Source organism: Algoriphagus confluentis (assembly GCF_036245625.1).
Lineage (GTDB): Bacteria > Bacteroidota > Bacteroidia > Cytophagales > Cyclobacteriaceae > Algoriphagus > Algoriphagus confluentis.
The window spans coordinates 1-19679 of sequence record NZ_BTPD01000024.1; the positions used below are offsets into that span (position 1 = coordinate 1).

At 43.8% G+C, this 19679-nt stretch carries 16 protein-coding genes and 1 pseudogene; 7 read left to right on the forward strand and 10 right to left on the reverse strand.

Features of this window, described 5'->3' with window-relative positions:
- Positions 1-162 (forward strand): annotated as a pseudogene (locus AAA943_RS21970) (IS30 family transposase); the annotation flags it as partial.
- A 44-nt stretch (positions 163-206) separates the two neighbouring features.
- Here the strand turns inward: AAA943_RS21970 and AAA943_RS21390 are convergent.
- The 8 genes from AAA943_RS21390 to AAA943_RS21420 all read right to left on the reverse strand — a co-directional run bounded on the left by AAA943_RS21390 (position 207) and on the right by AAA943_RS21420 (position 8689).
- Positions 207-497 carry a nucleotidyltransferase family protein gene (locus tag AAA943_RS21390; protein WP_338226439.1) on the reverse strand — a complete coding sequence of 97 codons (291 nt, stop codon included), beginning with the start codon at positions 495-497 and terminating at the stop codon, positions 207-209.
- 1 nt (position 498) lies between these two features.
- The gene (locus AAA943_RS21975) at positions 499-705 is read right to left on the reverse strand and encodes a DUF2442 domain-containing protein (protein WP_420915622.1); all 207 of its coding nucleotides are present in this window, start codon (positions 703-705) and stop codon (positions 499-501) included.
- Positions 706-744: 39 nt separating this feature from the next.
- A complete protein-coding gene (locus AAA943_RS21395; RefSeq protein WP_338226441.1) occupies positions 745-1317 on the reverse strand; it encodes a hypothetical protein in 573 nt (190 codons plus the stop codon).
- Between the two features lie 136 nt (positions 1318-1453).
- Positions 1454-2995, reverse strand: a complete 1542-nt coding sequence (locus AAA943_RS21400) for a hypothetical protein (protein WP_338226442.1) — start codon at positions 2993-2995, stop codon at positions 1454-1456.
- Positions 2992-4908, reverse strand: coding sequence for a glycosyltransferase family 2 protein (locus AAA943_RS21405; protein ID WP_338226443.1), 1917 nt, complete (start codon positions 4906-4908; stop codon positions 2992-2994). Before AAA943_RS21405 ends, AAA943_RS21400 begins: the two co-directional genes overlap by 4 nt.
- On the reverse strand, positions 4908-5747 hold the full coding sequence (locus tag AAA943_RS21410; protein WP_338226444.1) for a hypothetical protein: 840 nt from the start codon (positions 5745-5747) through the stop codon (positions 4908-4910). The genes AAA943_RS21405 and AAA943_RS21410 overlap by 1 nt, the downstream gene beginning before the upstream one ends.
- Positions 5734-7341 (reverse strand): hypothetical protein, encoded by a 1608-nt coding sequence (locus tag AAA943_RS21415; RefSeq protein ID WP_338226445.1) that lies wholly within the window; start codon positions 7339-7341, stop codon positions 5734-5736. Before AAA943_RS21415 ends, AAA943_RS21410 begins: the two co-directional genes overlap by 14 nt.
- A 1-nt stretch (position 7342) precedes the next feature.
- The gene (locus tag AAA943_RS21420) at positions 7343-8689 is read right to left on the reverse strand and encodes a sensor histidine kinase (protein WP_338226446.1); all 1347 of its coding nucleotides are present in this window, start codon (positions 8687-8689) and stop codon (positions 7343-7345) included.
- A 188-nt stretch (positions 8690-8877) separates the two neighbouring features.
- Here AAA943_RS21420 and AAA943_RS21425 point away from each other — a divergent pair, with 188 nt between their 5' ends.
- Genes AAA943_RS21425 through AAA943_RS21435 form a run of 3 tightly spaced genes read left to right on the forward strand, consistent with a single transcriptional unit; the run spans position 8878 to position 12208 of the window.
- Positions 8878-9807 (forward strand): glycoside hydrolase family 5 protein, encoded by a 930-nt coding sequence (locus tag AAA943_RS21425; RefSeq protein WP_338226448.1) that lies wholly within the window; start codon positions 8878-8880, stop codon positions 9805-9807.
- Between the two features lie 10 nt (positions 9808-9817).
- Entirely contained in the window at positions 9818-10591 is a 774-nt protein-coding gene (locus AAA943_RS21430; protein ID WP_338226449.1) for a tRNA pseudouridine synthase A, read from the forward strand.
- A 57-nt stretch (positions 10592-10648) separates the two neighbouring features.
- Positions 10649-12208: a sulfatase family protein gene (locus tag AAA943_RS21435; protein WP_338226451.1), complete on the forward strand. Its 1560-nt coding sequence runs from the start codon at positions 10649-10651 to the stop codon at positions 12206-12208.
- A 116-nt stretch (positions 12209-12324) separates the two neighbouring features.
- On the opposite strand, the gene AAA943_RS21440 is transcribed toward AAA943_RS21435, so the two are convergent.
- Together AAA943_RS21440 and AAA943_RS21445 are read right to left on the reverse strand one after the other, a co-directional pair.
- The gene (locus AAA943_RS21440; RefSeq protein WP_338226452.1) at positions 12325-12819 is read right to left on the reverse strand and encodes a GNAT family N-acetyltransferase; all 495 of its coding nucleotides are present in this window, start codon (positions 12817-12819) and stop codon (positions 12325-12327) included.
- A gap of 158 nt (positions 12820-12977) precedes the next feature.
- Positions 12978-14981 (reverse strand): alpha-ketoacid dehydrogenase subunit alpha/beta, encoded by a 2004-nt coding sequence (locus tag AAA943_RS21445; protein ID WP_338226453.1) that lies wholly within the window; start codon positions 14979-14981, stop codon positions 12978-12980.
- A gap of 471 nt (positions 14982-15452) precedes the next feature.
- Between AAA943_RS21445 and rimO the strand changes: the two genes are divergently transcribed.
- The 3 genes from rimO (at position 15453) to AAA943_RS21460 (ending at position 19631) form a co-directional block, all read left to right on the forward strand.
- The gene (gene rimO, locus AAA943_RS21450) at positions 15453-16766 is read left to right on the forward strand and encodes a 30S ribosomal protein S12 methylthiotransferase RimO (protein WP_338226454.1); all 1314 of its coding nucleotides are present in this window, start codon (positions 15453-15455) and stop codon (positions 16764-16766) included.
- Positions 16767-16983: 217 nt separating this feature from the next.
- Entirely contained in the window at positions 16984-18270 is a 1287-nt protein-coding gene (locus tag AAA943_RS21455) for a toxin-antitoxin system YwqK family antitoxin (protein ID WP_338226455.1), read from the forward strand.
- A gap of 197 nt (positions 18271-18467) precedes the next feature.
- Complete coding sequence (locus AAA943_RS21460) at positions 18468-19631, forward strand: hypothetical protein (protein WP_338226458.1); 1164 nt, start codon at positions 18468-18470, stop codon at positions 19629-19631.
- The last annotated feature ends 48 nt before the right edge of the window (positions 19632-19679 follow it).

Sequence of the window (19679 nt, forward strand, 5' to 3'; positions counted from 1 at the left end):
ATTAGAGCTTTCTTACCTAAAAAAACTGACCTCAATGAAATCTCAACAGAACAAATACAAGCAATCGAAGCTAAAATCAATAACAGACCCGTTAGAAAGTTTAATTACCTTAGTCCAATACAAAAACTCAAACAAAAATTAGGTGTTGCACTTATAAGTTGAACACGGCAAATTTTAAAAAATTAACTCTTAAACATGGTTCTCTTTTAGACATAAATCAAATCCTCTTTAATCCATTCAAAATATCTCTCTTTGATTCCTTTTTTGGAGACCAAATCGACTTTCATTCCAAGAATTTCCTCCAATTCATCAGCTAATTGAATGAACTCTGAACCTACACGGCTATGAAACTCTACCATCAGATCAAGGTCACTCGCTTCCTTTTGTTCATTGCGTGCATAGGAACCAAAAATTACCAAGGTCTTTATAGGGTACTTTTCAAATAGTTCCTTTTTCTGGTCTTGCAGTTTGGTTTTGATGTCTAAGAAAGTGTCCATTCTACAAGTTTAAGAGTTTTTCAATAGAAAGATCCTCGTCAATCAGTGGCCAATGAATTCCATAGCCTGAGGGAGAAATCCAATACAAATTACGTTCAGCTTCGGATGCATGCAAAAGCGTAGAAGAAGCGACCTTTAAATCGATCACTTTTCGTTGTTCATTCTTCTGAATGACCAAATTATTTCTTTCGAATTCAATAGCTAACATCCTACACTATTAACATATTAACGCTTAACCATTAACGTTTTACTCCCTCGCCGGATTGATCATGATATGGGCCCGATGTGTGCCGGGATCCATAATCCAAGGTAAACCGGGTCCGGCTGGTTTCAGTGGCAATCCGGTACTTTCAGCAGTTGCCCAGGGGATATAGACGACGGAGCGAGTGTAGGTGTTTTTGGCTTCACCAGTGGTCCAGTTGACATCGGCGTGCTCGGCAGTCAAGGCATTGAGCAAGCTTCCCTGATCCGGGAGTTTGAGTTTTCCGGCTTTGGATTCCGCTTCCCGAATCTTGAAAATTTCATCCGCAGTTTTGCCTTCTTTGCGAAGCGCCCATCCCCGCTCCATAAAAGGCTGTGCGCTGCTATGGTAACAGGAAACCGAAAGTCCTTCTCGACCGGGATCATCACCTAAGCAAACGGTTTGATTGGTGCCTTTTCGAAGCAGGGTGCCATCAAAAGCATACACCGTGGCACCGGCCCGCTGATCTTCCGGAGCTGCCAGGACAGCCAGTTTGATTTGGATTTCTTTGCTGGGAATAGTCTGGGCATAGCCTGTGAGATAGACCAAGAAATAGCAGGAGGTGAATAGAAATTTCATAGCTAGTGAGATTGGATTTGAATGAATTTACCAAGATCCTTTGGCAAATGAAACTTTCCAACTCCTCACAAGCCTACCGGTTGTTTTTGGTAACACCAAGATCGTTAGGGAATTTCCTTTGAGAAAGAGTCAATGATTACTCTAAAACTTCCAAAACCAGCCCCAATTCATCCTGAAATACCACCTTAGTCTTGAGAGGGATTCCGTGAAATTCCAATCGATCCAAAGCGGCTGCTACAATGTCATTCAAATGGAGGGGGTGTGTGTCTTGAGAAATTACCAGATAATCCGCATAGATAGCCGGTTCCTGAAGGCTGTGCTGAAAGTCCGGGCTAAAGTGCCCTATCCAGCTAGTCTCCGGAGGCAATTGGGAAAGATGTGGAAAGAAGATGGCATCGTCTGCCAAAATCCTTGTTTTTCCTTTTTCTGCCAAAAATTCATGGATGGATTCAATGTTTTTTAACTCTTTGGACTCAACCTCAGACTGGGTGATTGCTTCCATGAATCTTCTCTCGTGGATAGATGCTGCAAATTGGAAATAGAAAAACTCCAAAACTATGGCCACCAAGGCTATGAATAAGCTGACCCCTTTAAAAACTGCAGAAGGGATTTCTTTGGCACTGAAGAGGATTCCGGCCATTCCTGCCCCGGAGAGCATCCCAAGCAATTGAAGGTTCAGGTTTAGAATTTTTTCCCCGGCAGCCTCCGAAACCACATATCCCAAAGCCAAAAAGGCAATCATAGGGAGGGCAGTGCTCTTTCCTTTTCTGAAAAACAGATAAAGTAGAGAAACGGATAAGCATAGGATCAAAAGCAAAAAATAAAGATTCCCCACAGAAAAGATCTTCCAATCCAAACTGTCAGCAGTGTGCAAAGGTGTCTTTCCGCTATAGCTATTCCAGAAATCCGCGAGGCTGGTTTCGTAATAAAAGATTCTTCCTCCAAATATCTCATTGATCAGGTGGAAAATTCCGAAACCAGAAAGAGGGATAAATACCACAAGGAGAATTGAGCTGAAAAAACCAGTAAAGAATTTCCTTCTTTGGGAATCATTGCTGAATATGACGGAGGCTTTGGCGTAGAAATTACCATGAATCCCTTTGGCCTTATAAAAGGAGATGAAGAAAAAGACGGGAATAAGAAGGATCAAAAGCTTCAGGAAGCTTCGGTCCAAAAGTAAAAAAGCTCCCAATAGGATGCTCAAAGAGGCAAGATGAAAAACGGAATAGCTCCGTATATAGCCTAAAATCAACCAGAAAAACAGAAAATAAAAGGTGAGGTAAAGCGCAAAACTACTCCCACTGCTGCCTGCATACCAAATCACCGGACTAAACAAAAGGTAAATCAAAGAAGCCCAAGAACCAGACCTCCGTTCCCAAGCGCTTTTGAAAAGAAACACCCCCAAAATCCCCATAACCAAGGCATTGAGCAAGTAGGTGCTTTGGATCTTGGGAATCCAGCTTAGTCCCAGACTGCCCAAAAACAGCAAGGCTGGTTCGGTGAAATAGAAAGTTCGGAAAAAGCTGATATCGTAGCGGAAAAGCTGATCGATCTTGTAATCAATAAAATAGCCTTCCAGATGGTAATACCCTTTTGTTCTCAGGAAATAGCCAAAAGAAAGGTAGATTCCTGAGAGGGCCAAAACGAAAAGAGTATTGAGTAGAATTTTGCTTTTCATGCCACAGAACTTTTGGTGGATTTGGTGAGGCCATGATTGGTCTTTTCCCAATAGAAGGGTTTGGTGACCAGCTGGATAAGGCCCTTGTAGGCAGAAATGGAGTGCATGAGCCAATACAAAGGATTGACCAAGGCATACAGAATCAAGGTGTAGGATCTCCTTCTGAATACCGCCATCATGTTGACGTAGATCATCATCAGGTTGCCAATGACAAAATTGAAAATGGAGATGACCACCAGCCAGTTAGGGAAGAATACACTCACTGAGTCCAGCAGGGATTTGCTTACCGGAAGATCATTCCAAAATACGAGGTAGTCTAGGATTCCTGAATGCAGAAACAAAATGAAAAGCAAAAACAAAAGGAGGACCGGGTAGACCAAAAAGGTGAAAAAGGTACCCCCGATAAAGAACTGGAAAGCCAAAAATCCTTTTAGTCCTACCTTTTTATATAACTTGACAGGATGTCTCATATGTACCAAAAAGGTCTGCATATAGCCTTTGATCCAGCGAGATCGCTGACGGATCCAGTTGAAAAAGTCATTGTTGGCCTCCTCCAGGGTGGTAGAATCCAAGACAGTCACTTTATAGGATTTGGCGTAAGCGCGTAGGCCTAGATCAGCATCTTCGGTCACATTGAAACCATCCCAGCCTCCCAGCTCCATCAGTCGGTCAAACCGGAAATGATTGCTCGTGCCTCCCAAGGGAATGGGCACATCCAAGCTGTCCAATCCGGGGAGCATGTAATCAAACCAATAGGAATATTCCAGTGTAAACAGGCGGGTAAGCAGATTTTCCTTCTTATTGAAATAGTTCAAGGCACACTGCACGACCACATATTCGTCAGATAGCTTTTGGAATAGGCTGTAGACCAGTTTCAACTGCTTGCTGTCTGGAATATCTTCGGCATCGTAGATAGTCAGGTATTTTCCTTTGCTGAAATACAATCCATAGTTACAGGCCTTAGGCTTGGTCTTGGGCATAGCAGGAGGGACGACCACCGGCTCAAAAATGCAGGGGAAATTCATGTTTTTCACCGCCTCATAGGTCATAGAGTCATCCGATTCTATCAGCAGCTTCACGTCCAGTTTTTCCAAGGGGTAATCAATGCTTCTGAGGTTCCAGACCAATTTGTGGATTACTTCGGACTCCCTAAACACCGGCAGGAGAATGGTGTAAAAAGGCAACTCTTCATCCTTGACCCGTGCTAGTTCTTCCTTGGTGATTTTTTGAGAGGTCTCCATTTTGGACCCGTACAGCGTGAGGAGAAATTTGAAGCCTATGGCACAAAACAACAGGAAATTCAGGATCAAATTGATCGTCACGGAAGTACCTACCGGGAAAAAGAAGAAAGATAAAATCCCCAAGCCCATCAGGATTCCGATTGCTATCAACTGACTTTTGGTAAAGGTCTCTATCGCACAGCTTTCCCGGTCTTGGTCATAAATCCGAAACACAGCCTGATCCAGATACTCCAGGCCATAAGTGGTATGGAGGGCTTTGAGTACATCCAAGTCCTCTGCTACTTCATACCGGGTCACTTTCTGTTGGAGGAGCTGTTCGATTTGATTGATGTTTATCGCATCGGAAGGATCAGAAAGAATGAGTTCCAGTCTTTCTTCGTCCTGATACAATGGGAAAATCAAGGAATTTAAGAAAACAGGCAGGTTTTTCTGAATCAATTCCGCTTTGGGAACAGGACTCAGGGAAGGGAAGTCAAATCGGTAAAGCGTGATTTCTTCTTTTTGAAGAGATTCCTTCCAAGCCTTCCTGCTCAAAAAGCCATAATTCAGGGCAATACAGAGAAAGCTTTTTCCCAACTGCTTTTCCAAGCGTTCGATCTGTTCAATAGTTTTCCCTGAGAGCTTGGCGTTTTCCTGGAAAAGGGATTTTCTGTAAAATTCTCGGCTGCCCATTAGTTGAATTTGATTACTGAGAAGAACTGGAAACCGCGACCAATCCCGGAGTTTTTATTGTAGACGTCATGAAAAATCCCACCGTACAAAGCAAAATCCGGGGTGAATTCGTAGCCCAAATTGATAGCTGCCTTGACCATACCGAAATCAGAGACTAATTGCAGGTTATTTTCAAAAAATTCTGAATTGGAACTGTTGGAGAAGATGCAGTCCAACTCTCCCAAAGCCACCACCTTTTTTGCAAAGCGGTACCCCTCGGAGGCATAAATCCTCAACTGAAGCGGATCATCCGGAAAAAAATACCTCAATCCAGCCTCCACCTTGTGGAAATTGTTGGTGTCTCCGATCCAGGCGGCATTGCCATACAGCATCACCCTCGCTTCCATCCCAAACCGGTCAAACCCCGTGTAAGGCAATTGATTGTTTTGATAAGCTGGAATAAAGGCCGTCACAGAGGCTAGGAGGTAGTTCCTCTCCATTTGCTTGAGGTGAAATCTCAGCCCCAACTCCAAATCTCCCAGATCTGTGTTTTTCTGCGTTTCATTGGCATCCTGGTATTGGTTGAAGAAAAGGGGTATCGTACCGAATAGATTGATTTTATATCCCTTGACCGGAAGGCTGAAATAAAGTCTTGGATTATAGTTTTGGAAAAGGCCATTTTGCTCAAAGGGAACTTTGTTGCCTGACTTATCCCGATAAAAGTCCGCTTGGTACCGACTGATGAACGGAGAAATCAAGGCTTCTCCCCGGTCTTGTTGCCATGGATTTTGGGCCAGACTTGTAGTCAGCATTCCTGCCCAGAGCCCTCCGGTAATCAAAAGTTGTTTAATTCCTCGCATCTTCAATGGATTTTTTGGCGTGTTGAGATTTGAAATAGATATACCTGAGCAAAAACACCAGGCCAAGCATAAGCAGAATAGTGATGTAGATTCTCGACTTTTTCCAGAATTGTTCAAATTGAGCTTGCTTTTCTGCCCCGACCTGAGTGGGTTCCTTGAGCCGGATATCAAAGAAATAGTAATGCTTCGCGTCTGCTAAAAGGATATTTCCTGTATTGGATATGATTTCATCCTCCAGTCCGTCCACCGCTTCCTTCATGGATTGGCTCTCTTTTGGATCATTTGCAATAAAGAGAATTCTATGCGATTCAAGGGCCAACAACTCCATACTGCTCAGGCCTTCCCGGGAATGGTATTGAAAGAATTTATCCAATTCATCGGATTGGAAATCCCTTCCTTGTTCTGTGTATTTGAGTTTGCTCTGATTTTTGACCAAGGGGAGATAAGCCTGAGGCGATCGGGTGATCAGGATGAAATTTGCTTCTATTTCAGGGAGTTTTCCTGTTGGTTCCACCCGGATCAGCTCCGGAAAATAGAAAGGATAAGCTTGATCAGGCCTTTGGTTGATCAAAAGAATTAAGTCTGCCAATGCTTCCAATTCGGCAGGGGGCAATTCGTAATCGATCAGAATTTTTAGCGGTTTTCCTTCCATGTTTTTTGGAAAAGAGCTAAAAGTCATTGGGAACTCATTGCGAAAAGAGGGAGAAATTTGGCTCTTTTCCACATCTAAATCTACGATTACAGAAGATAATGAGGAATTTCCATTTCCGTTGACAAGTTCCAAAGTGAGATAAGACCCCACAGAAAGGGGCATGGGAGGAATACTGAATTCTACATGATAGGCCCCTTCCTTTTTCACTTGGAAAGTTCGAATCAGATTGTTGTTTACCAGAAAGTTGAGGTATGCCTCGGTACTTTCTTCATTAGAAACAGTAAAATGGAGGTTGACTTTCCAGTCTTTGAAAAACCCTTTTGTCAGGTAAGTAGGTAAGGTTTTGTTGAAAGGGGAATTATTGGCCGAGAGGGACAGTTTGGGAAAATCGAGCTCGCTGAGCGGATAGCTCTTTTTCCATTGATAGTCATACTCCTCTTGGGAGTAGGATTCACCGATTGTAGCCAACCCCATTTCTTTGGCAAAATCTCCGGCCTGAAAGGAACCCCCACTTTGGAAAAAGTAGTGGACTTTTTGAGTGGTATCACCGCTGGCTTTCAAATAAACCCATCTTCCTTGAGAGGCAAAGGGGACAAATCTCTGATTTCCCAAAAGGGAATCCTTGGGAAAAGTCTCTCCAAGATAAACCAAGGCCCGGTTATTTTCTTGGGAAGCTTCGGTCCAGGAAAGCAAGGATGCTGGTTTGGACTTGGATTTAAGGAAAAAACTGAGCTTTAGCAATTCTTGAGGGTACTTTTGGGCCCAGGATTCAGGAACTCCGAGGATATCAAAATCCACTGGTATATCAGGAATCTGAAATACAGCAGTGTCAATAGCGGGACGACTTTGACCACGCAAAGGGAAATGGAAGGCATGTCCTCTTCCAGGCAAGTAAACGACCATCATCCACAAGAAGAGAATTACTATCAATGACTTCTTCATATCAGGCCTCATTTGACTTTGATCTTTCGGCATGTTCAAACTCCAATTTGAAAATGACTCCATCCTCTATCCCTGTCTGATATTTGAAGTAGCCACCCATTTGTTCTGTCATGCTTTTGGCAATCTGAAGGCCTAAGCCCTGGGGTGCGGAAAAGCTGGAAGTAAACTGGAAGGAATCCAGAGGTTTGAAAATATAATTCAATTCCCTTGCGGATATTTTAGCTGAGGGTGCGGAGAGCTGAATTCGGATTTGAGCGGCAGATTGCTCCCCACTGACCAAAATAAGGCTGTCCGGTTTGGACCAAAGGATAAGGTAATTGAGGAGATTCACCAAAATATTGTTGAAAATAAGCTTGTCTACATGGACTAACAGGGGATTTTCCTCACCTAGCCATTTCAGTTCCAGCGTGCTTTGATCCAACTTGGGTTCGAGTTCACTTTTTATCTTTTTGAATGAGGACAATACATTGACCTGGGACTTGGAGATGCGCAAGGCTGTGGGCTGATCCTCATCCCGTGAAAAAATATTGTCTGAAAACCGTAGGAGATCATTGCTGACTTCGTTCAAGAGCTGGATATAGCTTTGGTTTTCTTCAGGATCGTTGGTTTCCAAGATGATCTGAGACAGGCCGATGATATTGTTTACTTTGTTTTTGAGATCATGGCGAAGGATTTTTTCCTTTTGATTTTCAATTTTTTTGAACTCCAATACCTCAGCGTATTTGATTTGAAGGTCTTGTAGATCTTTGGCTTGATTTTTAAGAATTTGCTCTTTTTTGAGGTCTCTTTCCAGATTTAGAACGTAATTTTTCTTTCGAGAATCGGGGATAAAGGAGGTGAGCACCAAGGTGAAGAAAAAAAGATACCCCCCGAGAGGGAATAGTGCGTAGAATCCTTCCCAATCAAATGCGTACGAAATCCCAAGAAAAATACCTGCTGCAAAAAGCACTAAACTCAGACTGAAAGCTCCTTTCCACACCACCAAATAGTTGATCCCTCCCACCACCAAGGTGGCAATCAGAAAATACAAAGTGATCAAATAACCCGAACTCTGGTAAACCATAAAAAAGCAGTAAGCCAGAAACAGGCTGCTCATCACAAGAATCATCAGCGAGGGCGAGGAAATTTTTCTTCGCAACAATCCATATCCCCCAAAGCCAACCAGGAGAAGCCCAGCCTTGTAAAATAGGGTGGTCTGATAATACTCTTTTACCAAAAAAAACTCCAAAACAAATAGTCCCAAGGTCAAACTGATCAAACTCCAATACACATAATTGGAAATGTCCCAGTGTTTTTTTTCAAGAGATGAGGAAATATCCGAAGGGTGAGTGGTTGGGGAGGAGAGCATGGCAAGGATTCTTATCAGTGGACTTTTAAAGATATTAGTATTTTTGAACTCCCAAACTAGATTTAACAAAAGCTTTATTTTCAAGTTTGTCACCAGAATCATCCTCAGCCCCTGTTTTATTCCGCTTTTTCGGAATTTTTGCCTCCCTCTGGCTTGGAGTTGGACTGGTGTTTTCAAGTGCCCAATCTATGCCGACTGGAATTAATCTAACTGGAAACGAGCGGGTTTGGGAAAAACCTGTTTTTTCTTCAAAAGTGGTAATCCGGAAAATGAAAGAGGCAAAAAAGGCCGGATATTCCTCCTTCAGAGTACCTTTGGCCTTAAATTATCTTTTTCAACAATCTCATTTCGAAAAGGAACTCCTCAAGCTGATAGAAGCAAGTATCCAACTGGATAGTAGGCTGATCCTTGCCAATTTTAATCATGGTCTTTCTGAAAAGAATTATTCCCAAGCCATCGAAAGGCTCTACTCTGATTGGGAAAGAGTCCTTTCTGTGGTTCCCCAGAATCCCGGAAACCTCTATTTCGAACTGGCCAATGAACCAGATCTCAACCCGGACACTTGGTATAGGGCTGTTCAGGATCTTGTGCCTCGACTACATAAAATACGGAAAGATATTCCCTTCATTCTAGGAGCAACCAATTTCAACAGCCTATTTGAACTTTCCAGAATACAGCCTTGGTCCTTGGAAGGAGTGATTTATACTTTTCATTTTTACGAACCCTACCTGTTTACCCATCAGGGGACAGATTGGACCGGACCTCAAAACAGCACCTTGGGTATTCCTTTCCCTTATGAATCATCTTCTATGCCCAGACTTGACTACAGAGCTAAGGGTACACCGGGGGAAATCAATTACAGGGACTACGAAATGACGGGAAACTCTGTCGCCATTCAGGACAAAATCGGGCAAATTGCTGCTTGGGCTCAAATCAATGGGGTTCAGCTTTGGTGCACAGAATACGGAGTGACGCAAAATGCGGATGCCGATTCAAGAAAGATTTATCTGGAAGAAGTCCAAAAAGTCCTTTCCCAACATCAAATCCCCGGGTTTGTCTGGGAGTGGGAGGGGAATTTCGGAATCAAAAAACTGACTCCGCCTTTCCTCTCAAATTAAGCCAAGAACTATGCTGTCACGTCCCTGTTCTTACCTTTTCGAAATCAGCTACTTCGGCGCCCGATTCAAAGGCTGGGCGAAGCAAAAAGGTCAGCCCACTATCGAGGGAAAATTGGAGCGGGTATTCCGATTCGTTTTGGGCCATGAGGATTTTCGTTTGATTGGTTCGAGCCGAACCGATTCAGGAGTCAGCTGTCGACAGGGATTTGTTCAGCTTTTTTTGAGGGAAAAGACCGATTTGGAGCCCTTACTTCCGCTTTTCAATTTGAATCTCTCCGGAGAAATTGTCTTAAGCGCGGTGCGGGAGATTCCCAGGGATCTGAATTTGATCCAGGCTGTTTCCCAAAAAACCTACCGCTACTATTTCGCATCGGAACAGGGCTTTCCTTCCTTTGCCTCAGCATTTATTACCCAGGTGGATCAGTTTGATACCTTGGAAAAGATGGAGGAAAAAGCCCGAATCTTTGTTGGAAAACTTGATTTTAGGGCATTTTGCAAGGTCAGTCCCACCAAAACAGATTTCGAAAGGGAAGTCCTCGAAGCCAAAGTTTACCAGACAAAGGAGTTTGAAGGCCCTTTTTATCCGGAAATTGTTTACTGCTTTGAAGTCACCGGGACAGGCTTTTTGTATCATCAGGTGAGGAAAATGGTATCTGCGATATGGCATTTTCCTCCGGAAGAAATTAAAGAAAGACTAGCCAATCCGGAAAGAGAATCCCCACAGGTACCCACAGCACCTTCCCATGGCTTGGTGCTGTGGGAGACCCTACTGAAGGATTTTTAATTTCCCCTTTGATTTCAAGGGAAATAAACTCCATTTTGAGAGGTAAATTACCCTGCTATGAAAAACCATTTGCTTTGGAGTGTATTCAGCTTTTTGACCGGTTTATTATTCTTTTCGGCTTGTTCTCCCGCTGAGCAGTCAGCTGAAAATGAAAACCCTAGACCCAATATTTTGCTGATCTATCTTGATGACCTTGGCTATGGAGACGTCAGCGCTTATCAGTCAGGTACTTTACAGACTCCCAACATGGATCGCTTGGCTAATGGAGGATTGAGGTTTACCAACGGTTACGCCTCCTCTGCCACCTGTACGCCTAGCCGCTATGCACTTTTGACAGGTACCTATCCATGGAGAAATCAAAATGCCAAAATCCTTCCGGGTACTGCCCCATTGATCATCGATACAGCTCAGATGACCCTGCCAAAAATGCTCAAGAATCAAGGTTTCCACACCGCCGTAATCGGGAAATGGCATTTGGGATTGGGTACGGGAGTCGTCGACTGGAATGCCGAAATAGCTCCCAATCCCAATCATGTTGGGTTTGACTATTCCCATATTTTGGCAGCTACTCAGGACCGCGTACCTACCGTCTACATCGAAAATGGGAGGGTAGTCAATTTGGACCCAAATGACCCCATTCAGGTGGATTATGAGAAAAATTTCGAAGGAGAACCTACAGGACTGGAAAATCCAGAGCTACTTACCATGAAGTGGCATCATGGACACAACAATAGCATTGTGAATGGGATTCCGAGAATTGGTTTTATGAAAGGAGGCAAAAGTGCGCTTTGGAGTGATGTGGACATGGCGGATCATTTTTTGGAAAAAGGGAAAGCCTACATTCAGGAAAAATCAAAATCTGACAAGCCATTTTTCCTGTTTTTCCCCATGCAGCAACCTCATGTTCCGCGAACTCCCCATCCCAGATTTGAAGGAAAATCAGGCATGGGCCCTCGAGGTGACGCTATTTTGGAAGCGGATTGGGTGATCGGAGAGCTATTGAAGACTTTGGAGGAAGCAGGGATTTTGGAGAATACGCTGGTGATTCTTTCCAGTGACAATGGACCGGTTTTAAATGATGGCTACTACGACGATGCGGTAGAAAAATTGGGGGATCATACGCCTGCCGGACCCCTTCGGGGAGGGAAATACTCCCTGTTTGAGGCAGGGACGAAAGTTCCATTCATCACCTATTGGAAAGGTAAAATCCAGCCCGGTGTTTCGGATGCGATGGTCACCCAGATCGATTTGTTGAGTTCCTTGGCAGCTTTAGTGGGCAGTCAGGAAAGAGGTCCTGACAGCGAAAATTTACTGGAAACCCTCCTTGGAAAAAGCGAAAAGGGGCGGGAATCGGTGATTCTGGAAGCAACCAGTCGAACAGCCCTTCGTGCTGGTGACTGGGCTTTGATCCCTCCGTATCCCGGTCCTGAGGTGCAAAAACAAGTAAACATAGAGTTGGGGAATTCTACGGATTACCAACTATATATCCTGAAGAAAGATCCCGGACAACAAACCAATTTGGCGGCTTCAAATCCCGAAAAACTTGAAGAAATGAAAAAAATCTATCAGGGAATCAAAGGCGTAGAAAGTAAAGTTGAGCAGCTGGAATTGAAGTGAAAAACTTGATTTAGCTCACAGATAACACAGATTTACACAGATGAACATGCCATCTTTGATCATCTGTTTCATCTGTGAGCTAAATTTTTTTTCAAACCTACGAGGTTTTCAAAACCTCAAAGGTTCAGCTCCATCACCACATCATCCATCACATAGCCATTTCCGATGTCAATGACTTCTTTGTAAATCTCCACAAAACCCATTTTCAGGTAAAAATCGATAGCCTTTTGATTGTATTTGTTGACGTTTAGGAGGAGACTTTGCTGGCCGGCTTTTCTGGCCCGATCCGCAACTTCAAGGAGCAAGGCCTTTCCAGCCCCTTTTCCCTGAGCCTCTGGCAAAAGGTAGATTTTATGCAGTTTGGCTTTTGGGCCTTCAGAATAGTTGAGTTCAAATCCCGCAAAACCGAGTTCTTCTCCATTTTCCTCAGCCAATAAAAAGGTATGACCTTTTTCCAGCTGAGATTCCAGCATACCGAGCGAATACATCCAATTCAGCATGTAGTCAATCTGCTCCGGACTTAGAATATTGGCAAAAGTAGATGGCCAAGTCCGATGGGCAATAGACTGAACTTTGGAGAGTTCCTTTTTGGCTAGCTGTCTGATTTTCATTTACGATTATAGAATTTCGATTTACGAGGTGCTGAGCAGAGTGGAGGTCAAATTTTGGAACAAAACCTAAAAGGCCTAAAAACTTTACCACCTTCCAACATTACCACTTTTCAACCCAATCTTCCAATTTTCAAATCTTTCAATATTTCAATCAAGAATTAGAATTCAACCAACTCCCTCAACTTCCCCTTGAATCGCTCCGTCGGCAAAAACTGCTTTTCCAAGTTTGGAGCAAAAGGCACAGGCGTATCCAAGCTTCCTTCCCGCATCACAGGAGCGTCTAGGTCTTTAAAGCAATGCTCGGAAATCCAAGCACAAATCTCCGCACCAATCCCTCCGGTCAGCGTATCCTCGTGGAGGAATATCACTTTTCCGGTCTTTTTCACCGTTGCAGCCACAGCTTCCTGATCCCAAGGTAAAAGAGTTCTCAGATCCAAAATATCTGCGGATATCCCGAGTTCCTCAACCGCCTTGATCGCCCAATGAACGCCCATTCCATAGGTGATGATAGAAACTTGGTTGCCTTCCTGTGCCAAAGCAGCTTTTCCGACTTCCACCGTATAGTAGCTATCAGGCACGGGTCCCGAGATGGAGCGGTAAAGCAATTTGTGCTCAAAATAGAGGTGGGGGTTTGTATCTTCTAAAGCCGCATTAAGCAGTCCTTTGGCGTCATGCGGATTAGAAGGATAGACGATTTTCAATCCCGGAGTGTGGAAAAACCAAGCTTCGTTGGACTGGGAGTGGAAAGGTCCAGCGGCTGTTCCTGCACCGGTCGGCATGCGGATTACAACATCAGCTTGCTGTCCCCAGCGATAGTGAATTTTGGCTAGGTTGTTCACGATTTGATTGAAACCCACGCTCACAAAGTCCGCAAACTGCATCTCGACCATGGCTTTGTAGCCCTTGATCGAGAGTCCGAGACCAGCACCGATGATGGCGCTTTCGCAAAGTGGCGTATTGCGCACCCGATCTCCTCCGAATTTCGCTTTGAAACCATCCGTGATTTTAAAAACTCCTCCGTATTCCCCGATATCCTGACCCATGAGGATCAGGTTGGGATATTTTTCCATGGATTGTCGGAGCCCGTCGCTGATCGCATCGATAAAGCGCTTTTCGGTACTTGGCCCTTCAGGGGCGATGACTTTTTGGGAAAATGGCGCATAGACATCTGCCAGTTCTTCCTCCAAGTTTGGCGTGATGGCTTCCTCGGCAAAGGCGATTTCTAATCCCTCGTTGATTGCTGTTTTGACTTTTTGGTTGATTGCTTCTTTGGTTGATGGATCAAGTACATCAATCGATTCCAAATAGGCTTCGTAATTGTCTACCGGATCGAGTTGGGCCCATTCTTCCATCAGGTGTTTGGGCACGTATTTGGTGCCGGAAGCTTCTTCATGGCCGCGCATGCGGAAGGTGATCGCTTCGACCAATACAGGTCTTGGGTTTGCTCGGATATCCTCGGCTAGTCTAAGGATAGTATCATACATATCGAGTACGTTATTCCCTTGCACCCGAACTGCTTCCATACCGTAGCCAGAGCCTTTTTCAGTAAAATACTTAAAAGCAAACTGCTCTTCACTTGGCGTAGAAAGTCCGTAACCATTGTGCTCGACGACGAAAATCACCGGTAATTTCCAAACTGCAGCCACATTCAAGCCTTCATGGAAATCCCCCTCCGAACTTGCCCCGTCTCCGGAGAAAACCAACGTGACTTTCTTCTCTTCGGAAAGTTTATGCGCCAAACCGATCCCATCCGCGATGGCCAGCTGAGGACCGAGGTGGGAGATCATTCCCACGATGTGGTGTTCGATACTACCGAAGTGAAAGGATCGGTCCCGACCTTTAGTGAAGCCTGACTTTTTCCCTTGAAATTGAGCGAATAGTCGCTCCAAAGGCATATTTCTACCTGTGAAAATCCCCAAGTTGCGGTGCATAGGCAGGATAAATTCATCTTCCTGCAATGCATTTACTGCGCCAATCGAGATCGCTTCCTGTCCCCATCCGCTAAACCACTTGCTGATCCGACCCTGACGCAAGAGAATGAGCATTTTCTCCTCGATCCGGCGAGGCATAATCAGCGATTCGTAGAGCTTCAAGAGGGTTTGATCCGAGTGATTTTTTCTGTCAAAAGTTAAAGTTTGGGCATTTGGGGCGGTAAATTCCATACAAATCTATTTGGGAATCTAAGGTACAGGAAGCCCTGAAATCGGCAAAGGATTTTTGGGATTGTAGATTTTTAGATTGACAGGTCAGAGCTTCCCACAGATCTCCACAGATAAAATCACAGATATTCACAGATATTGAAAACTATGGAAATTAATAAAATCCGAAATCTGACATTTCAAACTCCGAAATCGAAACTCCCCTGCAATGCACCCCGATTCACATCGGGGGCAAAAAGTAAATGCAAGGAGTTAAAAAGTATTTGCTGTACGATTCAAAATTAGCCAAAGGATTCTCCCCAATACGAAGACCTGCGTTAAGCTTGTTTTATCAAAGTGTTAAGAGGAGAAGTGAGAAAGTTTCAAAGTGGAAAAGTTGTAAGGTGAGTGGGACTAACTTTACAACTTTTGAACCTTACAACCTTTTCAACCCTTTTTTAATTACCTTTGCCCTCCCAAATCGAAGCGAATTCTGTGAAAGCGAGAACATTAAAGAAAGACAAGGTCAATATCATCACTATGGGTTGCTCCAAAAACCTGGTGGATTCCGAAGTCCTACTGACCCAACTCAGAGGTAACGGCATCAACGCCAGCCATGAGTCCAACTCCGATGACCACAACATCATCATCATCAATACTTGCGGATTTATCGACAATGCCAAGCAGGAGTCGATCGATACGATTCTTCAATATGTGGATGCCAAAGAGCAGGGCTTGGTAGACAAGGTGTACGTGACCGGCTGTCTTTCTCAACGCTACAAAGACGATTTGGAAAAGGAAATCCCACAGGTGGATGCATTTTTTGGAACGCGGGATTTACCGGCGATATTAAAGAAATTCAAGGCTGACTACAAGCACGAGTTGGTTGGAGAGCGTTTGTTGACGCACTCAGCTCATTATGCCTACATGAAGATTTCAGAAGGTTGTGATCGTCCGTGTTCTTTCTGCGCCATTCCTTTGATGCGAGGTGGTCATATTTCGCGACCCATTGAGGAATTGGTGAAAGAAGCCCAGCACAAGGCCGCCAATGGAACCAAGGAACTTCTTTTGATTGCGCAGGATTCCACCTATTACGGTTTGGACTTGTATAAAAAAAGAAACTTGGCAGAGTTAATGGATCGATTGGCGGATGTGGAAGGGATTGGTTGGATTCGACTGCATTATGCGTATCCAACAGGTTTCCCTATGGATGTGATCCAAGTCATGAAAGATCGTCCGAACATCTGTAAATACTTAGACATTCCCTTGCAGCATGGCTCTACCTCAGTTTTGAAAACGATGCGAAGAGGTACTACCCGTGAGAAGCAGGAAGAATTGATCCACAGCATTCGGGAGATGATTCCTGAAATTGCAATTCGAACGACACTGATAGCTGGGCATCCAGGAGAAGGTGAAAAGGAATTCCAGGAGATGGTTGACTTTGTGGAGCGGATGAAATTTGAGCGATTGGGTGTGTTTACTTATTCCCATGAGGAAAATACCCATGCTTTCTCGATGGAAGACAAACTTTCTCAGGAAGAAAAGCAGAACCGGGCCAATCACCTGATGGAGGTGCAGGAGCAAATCAGCTACGACCTCAATCAAGAGAGAATCGGGAAAACCTACAAAGTTCTGATTGATAAAAAAGAAGGCGGATACTTTGTCGGCCGAACTGAATTTGACTCAGTCGAAGTCGATAATGAAGTGCTGATCGATGCTTCCAAGTTTTACTGCCGAGTGGGAGACTTTGTCCAAGCGAAAGTTTTTGATGCGACGGAGTTTGATCTGTATGCGACGGTTGAAAATTAATGTGATGCTGCTTCCCTGGAAGCAGCATTTTTTTGATGGAATACTATTTCTGAATTCAATCACCCAAGCTTTTACACTTCTGGTTATTTTTCGGAATAGACATAACTTTTCCTTTCCTTTTTCATAAAAAAATTATATCTAAACTTTTAGAAGATCAGGCCGTTAGGAGGATGAGAAAGCACAAGGTTTTCTTCTAAAATCCACTAAATCAATGGTTATGAAAACGTTATTGATTATCCTGCTTGGACTGAGCCTTACTCAGAATGCACCTGAAAATGATAGTCAGGTATACTTCTATTTTGGAAATACCAACCTGATTGGTATTGGTCCAATTGAAGAAGGGAAGAAGTCCGGAACCTGGAAAATTTATAAGCGGGTAAATGAGCTCAGTGCTCCGCAAGCGAGTTTGGATGCGGTAAGAGGAGTGGAAGTAGAGGAGACGTTTGACTTATCGAAGCCGGTCTTTCAGGTTACGTTCAAAGATAATCTTCCTGATGGATTGATGGAGGAGTTTTACGCCAATGGCCAAATCAAGAAGTTGGTTAATTTTTCAAATGGGAAGCTCAATGGAGAGTTTTTTGAATTCAATTTAACTGGTGATGTTCTTCTTTCCGGTAGTTACCAAGATGGCTTGAAAGAAGGGGAATGGAATTCGTATTACAAGAATGGCACCAAAAAATCCGAATACAGTTATTCTAAAAACCTGCTTCACGGAACCTATAAGGCCTTTTTTCCAGATGGGAATCTTCAAAAATCAGTCGAATACCAGAATGATCAAGAAAACGGATCATACATGCGATTCCATGAAGATGGTCAGCCGGAAATTATTGGTGCTTTTGCAAAAGGTGAACTTAACGGAAGTTGGGAAAATTTTGACAATCTGGGCGAACTGATCAGTAAAGGCGAATTCCTAGCAGGAATTAAAGTTGGAATATGGAAAGAGCAAGTTAAGGATGTGCAGGGTTTTTACCGAGTGGGTGAATATAAGGAGGGAAGAAAAGACGGAGTTTGGAAGGTTGTAGATGAAACGGGGTTTGTTTTTCAGGAAGAACAGTTCATAGAAGATCGTTTAGTTTCTTTCGGGGAGTTCAAAACGAAAGACGGTAGACTCTTGGATGCAGGCAAATTGGTCAATGGAACTGGGAAAAGACTTGTTTACGACCGTGAAGGGTATTTGCTGGAAAATGGGCGGTATACCAAAGGAGTCCGAACTGGAGTTTGGTACACGTACTATCCCAAAAGTACTGTAATAGCGAGTAGGGGTTCGTATAGCTCAGGGGAAAAGGTAGGTACTTGGAGATATTTTGGATTTAATGGTGAATCGCTTGGAGAAGAGATTCTTGACTCTGGAAGTTCCACCGTATCCCAATTAGGGTATACTATTAAAACCCCTTCTATGAATAAGGTGGATCATTTTCGGAGGAAAAACCCATCAGAACCAACATCAACCAACGATTTGGAGTTTTTAATGCAGTTCACAAGTCCGAATCCCTATAAATTCTGATGTAACTTCAAATAAATCAAAAGAAAAAATGCCACCTGTTTCGGGTGGCATTTTTTGTAAAATGGCTAGATGTTCTTAAAAAAAGCCGAGAAGTTGGATAATTAAGATCGACTTACGAAGATATAAGTTGTTGCGGTGTACTTAATTTTTGCCCTTTCCCACCGATCTCCTAATTTAGCCGATCTAAAATCACCCGAATGAAGCTGATCGAAGTCACCACTCCTACCCATCAAAAAGAATTTATCGAAATGGCGGTGAGGCTTTACCAAAATGAGAAATACTGGATCCGGCCGCTTGATAAAGACATCGAGGGACTTTTTCACCCTGAAACTAATAAGCTTTTCCGAAACGGAGCCAAAGCCAAGCGATGGCTTCTTCAGAATGACAAAGGACAAACCATCGGCCGAATTGCCGCTTTTATCAACACCAAGATGAAAGAAAAGCAGCCAACTGGAGGTGTGGGTTTCTTCGAATGTATCAATAATCAGGAGGCTGCATTCAAGCTTTTTGATGTAGCCAAAGAATGGCTCCAAAGGGAAGGGATGGAGGCCATGGACGGCCCAATCAATTTCGGGGAGCGGGACAAGTGGTGGGGTTTGCTCGTGGATGGGTTTTCCGAGCCGAATTACAACATGCCATGGAACTTTGGATACTACCAGAAGTTTTTCGAGGATTATGGATTCAAACTCTACTTCAAGCAATACACCTACATGCGGCCGGTGCAGGATTTGGGCTTTGATGAAAAGATGATTCAGCGGGCCAATGCGATTATTGCTAACCCGGAGTATTCCTTCCGATATATTCAGGGCAAAGAACTTCAGGAAAAGGCTCCGGAATACTTTATGACGGTTTACAATAAGGCTTGGGCTCGCCACATGGGTAAATCAATTGCCTTAAAAGAAGCCCAATTGATGTTTGGTAAAATGAAACCCATCATCGATCCGAGGTTGATTTACTTTGCCTTTTACAAAGGGGAACCGGTAGGCTTTTTTATCCAAATCCCAGAAATCAATCAGATTTTCAAGCATGTGAATGGAAAAATGGACCTGATCGGGAAGCTGAAGTTTCTGTGGTACAAGACCTTCTTTCCACCCAATAAAATGCTCGGATTGGTATTCGGTGTAGTGCCGGAGCATCAGGGAAAAGGGGTGGAAAGTGCCATGATCATCAGCTATGACAAGATGAGCGGTAAATCCACCTTCCCCTATAAAACCATCGAGATGAACTGGATCGGTGACTTCAATCCCAAGATGATGCGGGTATGCGAGCAGCTTTTGGCGACGATCTACAAGACGCACCATACCTACAGGTACTTATTTGATCGGGAAAAGCCGTTTGAGAGACACCCTATCTTTGATTGACGATTTAGGAAGTACGATTTACGAGGCTTATGAGAACTTCAATTGATA